The organism is Bradyrhizobium sp. (assembly GCF_019242285.1).
Taxonomy (GTDB): domain Bacteria; phylum Pseudomonadota; class Alphaproteobacteria; order Rhizobiales; family Xanthobacteraceae; genus Bradyrhizobium.
Genome location: NZ_JAFAVV010000967.1, coordinates 1 through 12,790, shown reverse-complemented (window position 1 = coordinate 12,790; position 12,790 = coordinate 1). Strand labels below are relative to the sequence as shown.

At 65.4% G+C, this 12,790-nt stretch carries 11 protein-coding genes; 3 read left to right on the top strand and 8 right to left on the bottom strand.

Annotated features, from left to right (window positions below; genetic code table 11):
* The coding region (locus JOY90_RS39555) for a M91 family zinc metallopeptidase (protein WP_291696504.1) at nt 1–929 on the top strand (929 nt) is incomplete at its 5' end.
* 192 nt (nt 930–1,121) lie between these two features.
* Here JOY90_RS39555 and JOY90_RS39550 read toward each other — a convergent pair.
* The gene (locus tag JOY90_RS39550) at nt 1,122–2,057 is read right to left on the bottom strand and encodes a cytochrome c (RefSeq protein WP_291696503.1); all 936 of its coding nucleotides are present in this window, start codon (nt 2,055–2,057) and stop codon (nt 1,122–1,124) included.
* A 165-nt stretch (nt 2,058–2,222) separates the two neighbouring features.
* On the opposite strand from JOY90_RS39550, the gene JOY90_RS39545 reads away from it, so the two are divergent.
* On the top strand, nt 2,223–2,642 hold the full coding sequence (locus tag JOY90_RS39545) for a CHRD domain-containing protein (protein WP_291696502.1): 420 nt from the start codon (nt 2,223–2,225) through the stop codon (nt 2,640–2,642).
* A gap of 101 nt (nt 2,643–2,743) precedes the next feature.
* Here JOY90_RS39545 and JOY90_RS39540 read toward each other — a convergent pair whose 3' ends face one another.
* The 5 genes from JOY90_RS39540 to JOY90_RS39520 all read right to left on the bottom strand — a co-directional run bounded on the left by JOY90_RS39540 (nt 2,744) and on the right by JOY90_RS39520 (nt 9,478).
* Nucleotides 2,744–3,187, bottom strand: coding sequence for a cytochrome c (locus tag JOY90_RS39540; protein ID WP_291696501.1), 444 nt, complete (start codon nt 3,185–3,187; stop codon nt 2,744–2,746).
* Nucleotides 3,188–3,308: 121 nt separating this feature from the next.
* A complete protein-coding gene (locus tag JOY90_RS39535) occupies nt 3,309–5,624 on the bottom strand; it encodes a xanthine dehydrogenase family protein molybdopterin-binding subunit (RefSeq protein WP_291696500.1) in 2,316 nt (771 codons plus the stop codon).
* A gap of 65 nt (nt 5,625–5,689) precedes the next feature.
* On the bottom strand, nt 5,690–7,219 hold the full coding sequence (gene murJ, locus JOY90_RS39530; protein ID WP_291696499.1) for a murein biosynthesis integral membrane protein MurJ: 1,530 nt from the start codon (nt 7,217–7,219) through the stop codon (nt 5,690–5,692).
* A gap of 43 nt (nt 7,220–7,262) precedes the next feature.
* Nucleotides 7,263–8,414 (bottom strand): DegT/DnrJ/EryC1/StrS aminotransferase family protein, encoded by a 1,152-nt coding sequence (locus tag JOY90_RS39525; RefSeq protein WP_291696498.1) that lies wholly within the window; start codon nt 8,412–8,414, stop codon nt 7,263–7,265.
* 47 nt (nt 8,415–8,461) lie between these two features.
* Complete coding sequence (locus JOY90_RS39520; protein ID WP_291696497.1) at nt 8,462–9,478, bottom strand: Gfo/Idh/MocA family oxidoreductase; 1,017 nt, start codon at nt 9,476–9,478, stop codon at nt 8,462–8,464.
* Between the two features lie 324 nt (nt 9,479–9,802).
* Here JOY90_RS39520 and JOY90_RS39515 point away from each other — a divergent pair, with 324 nt between their 5' ends.
* Nucleotides 9,803–10,498, top strand: coding sequence for a thioredoxin family protein (locus JOY90_RS39515; RefSeq protein ID WP_291696496.1), 696 nt, complete (start codon nt 9,803–9,805; stop codon nt 10,496–10,498).
* 363 nt (nt 10,499–10,861) lie between these two features.
* Here JOY90_RS39515 and JOY90_RS39510 read toward each other — a convergent pair whose 3' ends face one another.
* Nucleotides 10,862–12,274, bottom strand: coding sequence for a mannose-1-phosphate guanylyltransferase/mannose-6-phosphate isomerase (locus JOY90_RS39510; RefSeq protein WP_291696495.1), 1,413 nt, complete (start codon nt 12,272–12,274; stop codon nt 10,862–10,864).
* A 7-nt stretch (nt 12,275–12,281) separates the two neighbouring features.
* On the bottom strand, nt 12,282–12,790 hold a 509-nt coding region (locus tag JOY90_RS39505), incomplete at its 5' end, for an NAD-dependent epimerase/dehydratase family protein (RefSeq protein WP_291696494.1).

Here is a 12,790-nt window from a genome sequence, read left to right as displayed (position 1 = left end):
AATATGCCGAATACGTCCGGATGCATGGGCAGAACGGAGATCAATTCTTCCTGCTCAAGGCCTATGAAGAGCCGTTCGAAGGCGAAAACGATTCGATCTCTCTGGCCTTCCATGCCATGCCGCACTGGATGGATCGGTTTGACGTCGATTTTGACGACAGCGCGGTGAATTTCAGGAAGAATCTCCACAAATACCGCGTGGCTTGCCAGCAATATGTGAACTCGGTGCGCGCTCAGTTCGAGCCGATCAAGTCGAGCGGAATGGGCCAAGCGCTGCTCGCGGAGCTGCGCCGGACGCACAATCGCGTCAGGATCATTCCCAACTGGGATTTTTCATCCGTGAACTCCTACACGTCGCCCTGGAACCCCGCCCGCGAAACGGTAGCAGAAATGGAAGACTGGATCGCCGCCACCGCCAAGGGCGAATGGGTCCTACCCGATGATGTCGACGACGACACGGTCGGCACGGGAGCCGGGACGAGCAGCTCCGTCGAGTTCACCCCCTTCATGTATCGGCCGGATGCCGGCAATCCCTGGTCCGTGCCGGACCGAGCGCTGTACCATGAGCTGGTTCACGCCTCCCGACACATGCGGGGGGTCGCATCCGATCCCTCGGTGAACAAGGGATACAAGAACAGGGAGGAATATATCGCGATCATCCTCGCCAACATCTATCTCTCGGAAAAGCGCTGGGAAAAGTTCATCGGCAACCACAATAGTCAGAGCCGCGGCGCGATTCTGAGTGGCGAGGATGCCGCCAATTTCCTCCGCAATCCGCAGCACGTCGACGTGCCGCCCACGACGATTTTGCAGAATTTCAAGGATACGCAGGGGGAGTTCTACCGCGACATCGTCAATCTGCCGCCAGGCCACCCCAAATACAACTGGGTGCAGCAATACGATCACGAACCGGCGGCGGCAGGCAGCTAGTTTTATTGTTACTACGAGGCGGAGCCGTAGGGTCGGGTAAGGTGCGACCACGTCCGCCGTAGCTCGCAGAGCGAAGGCGGAAGCGCCTTGCCCACCATTCGTCCGACAGCATTGCTCTGAGTGGTGGGCACGCTCCTGCCTTCGCGTGGCGAACTTACGTGGATGTGGTCGCACACCCTATCCTACCGATCCTCAGGACTTGTCGTCCGCCTTCTCCGCTTTTTTCTTCGGCTTCGGCGGACCTTCGACCGGCGGCAGTGACTTCACGTATTCGGCGATGGCGTCGCGGTCCTTCGGATCGAGCTGCGAGGTGTTGCGGATCACGGCCGCCATCGCGCCGCCGGCGGAATCGCCGTCCGGCGTCTGCCCGGTCTCCAGGAAATAGGCGATGTCCTTCGCGCTCCAGTCGGAAATCCCCTTCTGGGTGATGTTGGGCACGAAACCCTTGCCTTCGGGATCGGGGCCGCCGGCAAAGCGCTGCGCGGCGACGATGCCGCCTAAGAAATTGCGCGGGCTGTGGCACTCGGCGCAATGGCCAAAACTGTTGACGAGATAGGCGCCGCGATTCCAGGACGGCGGGCGCGACTGGTCGGGCATGAACAGCCCCCCGTCCATGAACAGGCGTTTCCAGATGCCGACGTTGCGGCGGATGTTGAACGGAAATGGCACCTCATGGTCACGCACCGAGCCCGTGACCGCTGGCAGCGTCTTCAGATAGGCGAAGAGATCGCGCACGTCCTGAACCGTCGCGTGCGCATAGGATGTATAGGGAAATACCGGGAAGTAATGCGTTCCCTCCGGCGAGACGCCTTTCATCACGGCCTTGACGAAATCCTGCTCGCTCCAGCGGCCGATGCCGTCGGTCGGATCGGACGAGATGTTCGGCGCATAGAAGGTGCCGAACGGCGAGGGAAGCGCGAGCCCGCCGCCGAGCCGCGTGCGGTCCGGCTGGTTCGGCACCGCATGGCAGGAGGCGCAGCCGCCGATGTTGAAGATCACCTGGCCGTTGCCGGGGTCCGGCTCGTAGGCCGCGAGCGCCGGCATCACCGGCACGGCGGTGAGCCACCAATAGACGGCGAACGCCGCCGCGGCGACGATCAAGAAGATAATGAGTATCCGTTGCAACATCGTTGGTTCGCCAATTTTCAATTGGGACATGAAGTGAAAATCCGGCGCATTTCGGTCGCATGCCCGTCTTTATTTTTGCGCGAACGGGGCCAGACCCGGGAATAAAGGTGGAAACTCCCGGTTGTAAGGCACGGTGTCATTGTCAAGGTCAACCGGGAGGAGCCCATGTTCAGGACCATGTCTGCCACGCTCGTGCTCAGTGCCGTCCTCGCGTTTGCTGGATCTGCCAGCGCCGACAAGTTCAAGGCTGTGCTCGACGGTAAGTCCGAAGTGCCGGCCACCACCAGCGCCGCCACCGGCTCAGCCGATGTCGATTTTGATCCGGCCACCAAGAAGCTCACATGGAAGCTCACCTATTCAGGGCTGTCGGGGCCGGCGACCGCGGCACATTTCCACGGTCCGGCCGAGCCTGGCAAGAACGCCGGCGTGGCGGTTGCCATACCCAACGCCGGCACCAGCCCGGCCGAAGGCAGCGCGACGTTGACAGACGCGCAGGCCGCCGACCTCGAAGGCGGCCGTTACTACATCAACGTCCACACCGCCGCCAATCCGGGCGGCGAGATCCGCGGTCAGGTGACGAAGTAAGGTACAGCACGCCGTCGGTTGAACGCGTTCACGTTGGATCATTGCCCCAAAACACAAAGGGGCGGATGCACTGGCATCCGCCCCTGCCCACCGAGCCGGGCTCAGGTCTTCTTCATGCGGTAGGTTTCGTGGCAGCCGCCGCACTGCTTGCCGATCACGCCGAGGCTGGTCTTCAGCGTATCCATGTCCTTGATCTTGCCCTTGGCGTCGCCGACGGCCTTGGCGAAGCTCGTGATATGCTCGTCGAAGCCGGCCTTGTCCGACCAGATCTTCTCCGTCGTCTGATAGTCGCCGTCGAAGGTCTTGCCCTTGAGACTTACGGGAAACAGCGTCGGCAGCTTCTTGGCGGTCTCGTCGAACTGGGCGAGCGCCGCGTCGACGGTGGCCTGGTCGTACGGCTTCTCGCCCTTGACCATGGCCGACAGTGCACCGGCATTCTTGCCATTGGCCTTCATGACGGTCTGCGTTTCCTTGAGTTGGTCCTCTGCCATTACCGCGCCCGCCGTGAGCAGCAGCGCCCCCATCACAACCATCGTCCGTTTCATCCGCGATCTCTCCGTCTCGCAAGCCTCGGTCAAAAGATACCGCGGCCCTGCCAGGGCAGACCGCGGCTACTCGCTCCCTCTAAAACCCCAATGTGGCGTTTTATTTCCCGTCCGAGGACCCTCAGAGGCTGTGCCGGCGCTGGTGCTCGCGGATGGCGATCCAGACCCGTTCGGCGGTCGCGGGCATGTCGATGTGGTCGATCCTGTATTCCCGCCACAATCCCTCGACGATGGCGTTGACGACTGCGGGGCAGGAGCCGATCGCGCCGGCCTCGCCCGCGCCCTTCACGCCGAGCGGATTGGTCTTGCAGGGGACGTTGTGGGTCTCGAACTGGAATGACGGGCCGTCGGCCGCGCGCGGCAGCGCATAGTCCATGTAGGTGCCGGTGACGAGCTGGCCGTCCGGTTGGCTGTAGACCACCTGCTCCATCAAGGCCTGCCCGATGCCCTGCATCACGCCACCATGCACCTGGCCGGCGAGCAAGAGCGGATTGAGCGTCACGCCGAAATCATCGACGATCACGTAGTTGACGATCCTGATGATGCCGGTCGCGGGATCGATCTCGACCTCGGCGACATGGGTGCCGTTCGGATAGGTGCCGTCGGCGCTGGCGAAGGTCGCGCTCGCGTTCAGCTTCGACGGATCGGCGCTCGCGCGCTTGGCGAGATCGGCGAACGAGATCGTGCGGTCGGTGCCGGCGATGCGCACCACGCCATTGCTGATCTCGAGATCGCCTGTACCCGCCTCGAGCGCCTGTGCCGCGATCTCCTTCAGCTTGTTGCCGAGCTCGCGGGTGGCGCGCTCGACACTGACGCCGCCTGACGGGATCGAGGCCGAGCCACCGGTGCCGAGCCCCGTCGCGATCTCGTCGGTGTCGCCCTGGTGGATGTGGACGCGCTCGGGCGGCAGGCCGAACTGCTCTGCCACGAGCTGGGCGTAGGCGGTCTGGTGGCCCTGCCCGCTCGACTGCGTGCCGATTAGGATGGTGACGTCGCCAGTGGGATCGAGCCGCACATTGGCGGTCTCCTCGCCCATGGTGCCGCAGACCTCGACATAGCTCGCGAGCCCGATGCCGCGCACCAGGCCCTCCTTCTTGGCCTGCCGGGCGCGCTTGGCGAACTCCTTCCAGTTCGCGACCTCCATGGCCCGCTTCATGTGCGCGGTGAAATCGCCGGAATCGTAGACCTTGCCGGTGGCGGTCTTGTAGGGCATCTGCTTCGGCGTGATGAAGTTCTTGCGCCGGATCGCATCCACGCTCATGTCGAGCTTTCGCGCGCAGGCATCGACGAGCCGTTCGACAACGTAGGCCGCCTCCGGACGGCCGGCGCCGCGATAGGCATCGACCGGCACGGTGTTGGTGAAGACCGTGCGGACGCGGCAGTGGAAGGCTCGGATGTCGTAGAGACCCGGCAGCATGCCGGCGCCGCCATGCGGGATGTAGGGCCCGAAGGTCGAGAGATAGGCGCCCATGTCGCCGATCAGGTCGACGTCCATGGCGAGAAACCTGCCGTCCTCGGCGAGCGCCATCCTCGCCTTGGTGATGTTGTCGCGGCCCTGCGCGTCGCCCATGAAATGCTCGGCCCGCTCGGCGGCCCAGCGCACCGACTTCTTCAGGCTACGCGCGGCGACCGCGAGCAGCGCATATTCCCGATAGGGAAACAGCTTGGTGCCAAAACCGCCGCCGACGTCGGGACAGATCACCCGCATCTTCTCGACCGGAATCTTCAGGACGTTCTGGCACAGGATGTCGCGCAGCCGGTGGCTGCCCTGGCTGCCGATGGTCAGGGTCAGATGATCGCGCTTGGCGTCGTATTCGGCGACCGCGGCGCGCGGCTCCATGAAGCTTGCGACCACGCGCGGATTGACGATCGAGATCTCGGCGACGGCGTGCGCCCTGGCAAACGCCTCGTCGGTCGCCTTCTTGTCGCCGATCGGCACGTCGAACAGGATGTTGCCGGGCTTGTCGGGCCAGACCTGCGGCGCGCCCGGCTTGATGGCGTTGAGCGCGCCGGTCACCGCCGGCAGCGTCGTCCATTTGATCTCGATCGCCTCGACCGCATCGCGCGCGTGATCGATCGTGTCCGCCACGACGAAGGCCACGGCATCGCCGACATGGCGCACCTCGTCCCTGGCGAGAATCGGATAGGGCGGGCCGGTGAAGGGATCGACCTCGAAATTGAACAGGCACGGCAGGTCGCCGAGGTCCTTGACCTCGCCGGCGGTCAGGATCAGCGCGACGCCGGGAAGCGCGCGGGCGGCCGAGGCATCGATGGTAAATTTGGCATGGGCATGCGGCGAGCGCAGCACCAGCGCATGCAACGACGCCGCTGATGGCGCGTAATCGTCGGTGTAGCGGCCCTTGCCGCGGATCAGGGCGTCATCCTCCTTGCGCAGAACACTTTGACCGACGCCGAACTTGATGGGAGCAGCAGCCATTGTCTTTCCGATTTTTGTTGGATTTTGTGCATAATGCAGTGGTTTGACGGGAAGCGCAAACCGCCTCACCCGCGTACCAAGCACTTCAGCCGCCTCATCCCAAACAGGAGCAGCAACGTTCCGCCGTAAACCGCTGTTCCGACAAGGATCAGCAGGCCCAGCATGGCCTCGTCGCGGTGAGCGCCGAGCGCGGTCAGATGCGCCGCGGCAAGTCTGGCCGTGCCCCACAAGACCCCCGCCAGGACCAGGCCGGTCGCGGCGAATTTGGCGATCGAAAGTTGCAGCGCGCGGTCGAACGCAAGGTGGCCGGCCCGCACCGCGAAGAACAGGACCAGCAGGAGGTTGATCCAGGCGCCGATCGCGGTGGCGAGTGCGAGCCCGACCTGGGCGAGCGCGCCCATCAACGCGATCTTCAGCGCGACGTTGACCGACAGGCCGGTGAGCGAGGCCTTGACGGGAGTCGCGGTGTCCTTGCGGGCATAGAAGGTCGCGACCGCGCTGCGGATCAGCACGAACGGAATGAGCCCGATGGCATAGGCCGCGAGCGTGGCGCCGGCGGCGGCCGCGTCGCCCCGGGTGAAGGCGCCGCGCGCGAACATCGCGCGGGTGATGACATCGGGCACCGCGAGAAAGGCGGCGACGAAAGGCACCGAGAACAGCAGCGTGAAGTCGAAGGCGCGGCGCTGCTGCGCCATGGCGCCTTCATGGTCGTTCGCGGTCAGGCGCCGCGACATTTCCGGCAGCAGCACGGTACCGATCGCGATCCCGATCACGCCGATCGGAAGCTGGTTGAGCCGGTCGGCGTAGTACAGCGCCGAGAGCGCGCCGGCGGGCAGGAAGGTCGCGATGATGGTATCGGCGAACATCGCGACCTGCGTGCCCATCGAGCCGAGCGTCGCCGGCCCCAGCGCGCGGAAGAAGGCCCGGATGTCCGGATCGAGCTTGAGCCGCGCAAAACGCGGCAGGCCGCCATGGGTGGCGAGGTCGCCCGCGAGCAGAAAATATTGCAGGAAGCCGGAGATCAGGACGCCCCAGGCCGCGGCGTGACCGGCGGTCGGGAAAAACACCACCAGCGCCAGCGCCGCCATCATCGCGACATTGAGGAAGATCGACGCCGCCGCGGCGCTGGCGAAGCGATGCATCACGTTGAGCATGCCGCCGTACAAGGTCACCAGCGTGATCAGCAGGAGATAGGGAAAGGTGATGCGGGTCAGCGTGATCGCGAGCTCGCGCTGGCTGGCGTCATCGGAAAAGCCCGGCGCCAGGATGGTCATGGCCTGCGGCGTGAACAGCCACGCCAGCAGCAGGAGAAGCACCTGCGACCAGAACAGCAACGTGAAGATGCGGTTGGCAAACAGTTTCGCCGCGCCCTCGCCCTCCTCGCCATGGATATGGGCGTAGGCCGGCACGAAGGCCGCGTTGAACGCGCCCTCGGCGAAGATGGCGCGGAAATGATTCGGCAGGCGGAAGGCGACGAAGAAGGCATCGGCGACGGGGCCCGCGCCGAGGATCGCCGCAAGCATGATGTCGCGCGCGAAGCCGGTGAGGCGCGAGAGCAGCGTGTAGCCGCCGACGGTAAAGATGCGTCCGAGCATGCGCCGCTTCTAGCGTATGCTTCGACCCGACAAAATGGCGAAATCAGGTTGAAACGGCGCCGCGCACGGCCTCGATGATTCGATCCTGGGTGGCTTCATCCAGATAGGCGTGCATCGGCAGGCTGATCACGTCGGTCGAGAGGCGCTCGCTCACCGCGAGGCCGCCGTCGGCCGACGGGAAATCGCGATAGGCCGTCTGCTGGTGCAGCGATTTCGGATAATAGATCGCGGTCGGCACGCCCTGCGCCCTCAAGGCCGCCGCAAAGCCGTCGCGGTCGGTGCCCTCGGGCAGGCGGATGGTGTACTGCGCCCAGACCGAGGTGCGGCCCGTCGCAAGCCGCGGCACGGTGACGACGTTGCCGAGGCCGTTCGCATAACGCGTTGCGACGCGGTCGCGCGCGGCGATCTCGTCCTCGAAGATCTTCAATTTCTCGATCAGGATCGCGGCCTGCAGGGTATCGAGTCGCGCGGTCAGGCCGAGCCGGACGTTGTCGTATTTGTCGCTGCCCTGGCCGTGCACGCGGATCGAGCGCAATATCTCCGCGAGCGCGGCGTCATCGGTCAGAATCGCGCCGCCGTCGCCGAAGCAGCCGAGCGGTTTTGCCGGGAAGAAGCTGGTCGCGGTCGCAAGCCCGAAGGTGCCGAGCCGGCGGCCCTTGTAGCTCGCGCCGAAGCCCTGGGCCGCGTCGTCGAGCACGAACAGGCCCTCGGCCTCGGCGACCGCAGCGATCGCGTCGTGGTCGGCGGCCTGGCCGAACAGGTCGACCGGGATCACTGCACGCGGCTTAAGGCCGAGCTGTCTCGCCGTCGCGATGCCGCGCGTCAGCGAGGCGACGTCCATGTTGAACGTTCCCTCCTCGACGTCGACGAACACCGGCGTGGCGCCGGTCAGCGCCACTGCTTCGCCCGTGGCGCAGAAGGTGAAGGAGGGACAGAGCACGGCGTCGCCCCGGCCGATCCCCTTCGCCATCAGCACCATCAATAGCGCGTCGGTGCCGCTCGCACAGGCCACCACATGCTTCGCGCCGCTGAAGGCCGCGAGATCGGCCTCGAGCTCTGTCACCTCAGGCCCGTTGATGAACTGGCAATGATCGAGCACGCGCGACATGGCGGCGTCGATCCTGACGCCCAGCCGCGCGCGCTGCACGACGACGTCGATGAAGGGAATGGCTTGCGAGCGCGAATGCTGGTTCATGGAGCCTTGCAGAGGTTGGAGATGGCCATCGAGGAAAGGCGCCGCGGCTAGCCCGCGGCGCGGCGGGGGCCCTTGTGCGTGGCGGGCGCCACCGCGCGCTTGGTGGAGGCATCGAGACAGCGGGTCGCGATCGCGAGGCTGGCGACGCCCTCGTCCCCGGTCACCGCAGGCGTCGCGCCGGACCTGACCGCTTCGAGAAAGGCGATCAGCTCGGCACGCAGCGGCTCGTCATGACCGACCGGCAGATGACGCATCGAATAGCTGCCGTCGGGCTTGAAGCCGAAACATTCGGTGACCTGGCGGGTCAACAGATCCCCCATGACGTATTTGCCGCGGGTCGCGACCGTGACATTGCGCGCCTTGAACGGCGTCAGCCAGTTGGTGTTGATGTGGGCCAGCACGCCGGAGGCGGTGCGGAACTGCAACAGCGCGATGTCCTCGCGCTCGGCCACCGCGCTGGAAAGCTGCGGCTGCACCTCGACGATGTCGGACTCGGTGAACCAGCGGATCAGGTCGATGTCGTGGACGGCGAGGTCGATGACGACGCCGACATTCGACATCCGCGGCGGAAACGGCCCGACCCGGGTGATCGCGATCGACAGGATGTCCTCGCCCTTCAGCGCCTGCTTGATCGCGGCGACCGCCGGATTGAAGCGCTCGACATGGCCGACCATCAGCGTGACGCCGGCGCGACGGGCGGCCTCGACGATTTCGTGCCCCTCCTCCACCGAGGAGGCGATCGGCTTCTCCACCAGGACGTGGATCTTCCGGGCAATGCAGGCGAGCGCGATCTCGTGATGCAGATGGGTCGGCGCCGCGATCGTCGCGGCCTCGATACCTTCGGCAACCAGTTCGTCCAGGGTCGCGAAGGTGCGGCAGCTCGCGAGCTCGGTCGCGCGCGCGCGGTGCGCCGGCAAGGGATCGACCACCCCGACCAGATCGACATGCGGCAGGCTCGCCAGCACGCGGGCATGATTGCTGCCCATCACGCCTGCGCCGATCACGCCGACGCGAAGCGCGCCTTTCGGCTCGGTCTTGGCCGAACCGGCCCCCCTGATCACCATGTCATCGAACCCCACGAAGAAGATCTGGCACGAACGTCCCGCCGCTCTCCTAGCACGCCGCCCCAGATGTGGCGAAACGTCGAGACGGCTTCTGCGCACACGATTTGATGCAAAAGATTACATCGCCGAATCGCGAAAACCCGAACGGTTTGAAGCGCATGCAGCCCGATATTGGTGCGGGGTGTAGCTGATTTGCGCCGCTCCGCAAATCCGCTTTGCCACGTGGGGGAACCGGTTCCTCAAGATTTCGTGTCCGCGCCGGCAAGTAACAGGCCGCCCCAACGAGCCGAATTGAACTGCGCCATTATCTCCAGGAGGAACGTCATGCCGTCGCGCCATCTCGTCCCCATCGGCTTCGCCATTGCCGTAAGTCTCGCGCCAGCCGCCGCGGCCGAGCGCCCCGTAGTCGTCGAGCTCTTCACCTCGCAGGGTTGCTCGTCCTGCCCGCCGGCCAATGCCTATCTGAACGAGCTGGCGCGCGAGCGCCGCGACGTGCTGCCGCTGGCGTTCCATGTCACCTATTGGGACCGGCTCGGCTGGAAGGACCCGTTCTCGCTGGAAGCGGCGACCGAGCGGCAGGACCGCTACGGCCATCGTTTCGGCGACGGCTCGTACACGCCGGAAATCGTCGTCGATGGCGCCAGCAGCCATGTCGGCTCGCATCGCGAGGACGTCGGTGGAGCGATCGAGGCAGCCAAGCTGAAGAGCGTGACGGCCACGACCATCGGCCTCGTCAGGCAGGGCGACCGGCTCGCCGTCGATATCGGCGGCGGCAAGGGCGAGGGCAAGGTGCTGCTGGTCGGCTTCGACCACGCGCACCAGACCGCGATCCGGCGCGGCGAGAATGGCGGCCGCACGCTGGATGAATCGAACGTGGTGCGATCGATCCGCGTGGTCGGCGACTGGCACGGCTCGCCGCTGCGTCTCAGCGAGACGCCTCCCGAAGGCGAGGACGCCGCCGTCATCCTGCAAGCGCCCGACGGCCGCATCGTCGGCGCGTCGCGGCCGCTCGGGAGCTGAGGGGCCGCACCCAGCCCGTGTCATGCGGCCAGGCGCGCGCAACGGCCGCCGGGAGCAAGCCTGCTCCCGAGCTGCCCGACACGATCTCAGCCACCGTGAAGTGATTTCGGGCCGTACGTGAGCAGCTGTCCTGTTGCGGTAATCTTACAACTTCTTGGCGGAGGCGTGGCGCACATCGCCACGCCGCGAGGCAAGAGTGGCGCGGCATTCGAATTTGGCTTCGCGATCAGACGGATATCCGATCGGCGGTCGCGCGCGGCCATTTTGCGAAAGGCGCGCTTCGATCAGAGAGCTCCCAGGGATCGCGAAGGCGCGCCACTGTGCGGCGCGCCTTATCATCAAAAGGGGAGCTTCCGGATCGGCTCACGTCCGGCGGTAGTCGTCCTCGATGCGGATGATGTCGTCCTCACCGAGATAGCTGCCGGTCTGCACCTCGATCAGCTCCAGCAGGATCTTGCCGGGGTTCTCCAGGCGATGCACGGCGCCCATCGGGATGTAGATCGATTCGTTCTCGTGCACGGTCTTGACGTCCTCGTTGACGGTGACGCGCGCGGCGCCCTGCACCACGATCCAGTGCTCGGAGCGGTGATAGTGCTTCTGCAGCGACAGCCGCTGGCCGGGCTTGACCACGATCCGCTTGACCTGGTGACGGTCGCCATTATCGACCGACCGGTAGCTGCCCCAGGGACGATGCACCTTGAGGTGATCCTCGGTGACCTGCGGCGCCACGGTCTTGAGCTTCGCCACCAGCCGCTTCAGGCCGTTGGCGTCCTTCTGCCGCGATACCAGCACGGCGTCCTGCGTCGCCACCACCACGAGATCGTCGACGCCTTCCAGCGCTACCAGCGCGCCGTCGGTCTGGACGTTGCAGTTGCGGGAATCCTCGAACACGGCTGCGCCCTGCGCGGCATTGCCCTGCCCGTCCTTGTCGGCGAGCTCCCACACCGCGTGCCAGGAGCCGACGTCCGACCAGCCGCAGGACACCGGCACCACGGCCGCGCGCGCGGTCTTCTCCATGACAGCATAATCGATCGAGATCGCCTTGGCGGACGTGAACGCGTCCTTGTCCAGGGTGACAAAACCGAGGTCGCGTCCGGATTTTGTCACCGCATCCTTGACCGCCTGCACACTGGCGGCGTCGAACGTGCGGTACTCGTCGAGCAGGTCGACCGCGCGGAACATGAAGTTGCCGCTGTTCCAGAGATAGCCGGCCTTGATGTAGTCGCTAGCCGTGGCCTGGTCCGGCTTCTCGACGAATTCCGTCACGCTGCGGACCTCGCCCGAGACCACGTCGCCCGGGCTGATATAGCCGTATTCGGTCGCCGCGCGCTCCGGCTTGATGCCGAAGGTGACGATGCGCCCGCTCGCGGCGGCAGCCGATCCTTGCCGGCAGGCGGCGACGAAGGCCGCAGCGTCCTGCACGACGTGGTCGGCGGCGAGCGCCAGCACCACGGCGTCCGCATTGCGCCCATGCGCGAACACGCCGCCGGCGGCGATCGCCGGACCGGAATCGCGCCGCGCCGGCTCCAGCAGCACGTCGGCCTCGACACCGATCTCGGCCAGCTGGTCCAACACCATGAAACGATAGGCCGCGTTGGTGATGACGATCGGCTTCTCGAACAGGCTTGCATCCGAAACCCGCTTGAGTGTGTCCTGGAACGTCGATCGCGCGCCGAACAACGGCAGGAACTGTTTCGGGCGAACCTCGCGCGACGCCGGCCACAACCGCGTCCCGGCCCCGCCGCACATGATCAGAGGAATGATTTTGTGTGCCATCGACGTCTCAAACCTTGTAATAGTCGCGATACCAGTTGACGAAACTGCGAATGCCGTCCTCGATGGAAATCTCCGGCGTGAAGCCGATGTCGCGCGTCAGGTCAGCGATCTCCGCGAAGGTCTCCGGCACGTCGCCCGGCTGCATCGGCAGCATATCCGTGACGGCGCGCCGGCCCAACTCCTTCTCGAGAAGCCCGACCACGTGCATCAGCTCCTCCGGATGGTGATGACCGACATTATAGATCTTCACCGGCGCGTTCCCTGCGGCCGGATCCGGTTCCGGAACCCGCTCGATCAGCCTTGATACTACACGCGTCACGTCGTCGATATGGGTGAAGTCACGGCGCATCCGGCCATGGTTAAAGAGCCTGATCGGCTTACCTTCGAGGATCGCCCGCGTAAACAGGAAGATCGCCATGTCGGGCCGGCCCCACGGCCCGTAAACGGTGAAGAACCGCAAGCCGGTGACCGGCAGGCGGTAAAGATGGCCGTAGGCATGCGCCATCAGCTCGTTGG

What these genes read in the sequence shown, in the direction of transcription:
- JOY90_RS39550 (WP_291696503.1), bottom strand. Translation starts at nt 2,057, where the DNA reads ATGTTGCAACGGATACTCATTATCTTCTTGATCGTCGCCGCGGCGGCG.
- JOY90_RS39545 (WP_291696502.1), top strand. Translation starts at nt 2,223, where the DNA reads ATGTTCAGGACCATGTCTGCCACGCTCGTGCTCAGTGCCGTCCTCGCG.
- JOY90_RS39540 (WP_291696501.1), bottom strand. Translation starts at nt 3,187, where the DNA reads ATGAAACGGACGATGGTTGTGATGGGGGCGCTGCTGCTCACGGCGGGC.
- JOY90_RS39535 (WP_291696500.1), bottom strand. Translation starts at nt 5,624, where the DNA reads ATGGCTGCTGCTCCCATCAAGTTCGGCGTCGGTCAAAGTGTTCTGCGC.
- murJ (WP_291696499.1), bottom strand. Translation starts at nt 7,219, where the DNA reads ATGCTCGGACGCATCTTTACCGTCGGCGGCTACACGCTGCTCTCGCGC.
- JOY90_RS39525 (WP_291696498.1), bottom strand. Translation starts at nt 8,414, where the DNA reads ATGAACCAGCATTCGCGCTCGCAAGCCATTCCCTTCATCGACGTCGTC.
- JOY90_RS39520 (WP_291696497.1), bottom strand. Translation starts at nt 9,478, where the DNA reads ATGGTGATCAGGGGGGCCGGTTCGGCCAAGACCGAGCCGAAAGGCGCG.
- JOY90_RS39515 (WP_291696496.1), top strand. Translation starts at nt 9,803, where the DNA reads ATGCCGTCGCGCCATCTCGTCCCCATCGGCTTCGCCATTGCCGTAAGT.
- JOY90_RS39510 (WP_291696495.1), bottom strand. Translation starts at nt 12,274, where the DNA reads ATGGCACACAAAATCATTCCTCTGATCATGTGCGGCGGGGCCGGGACG.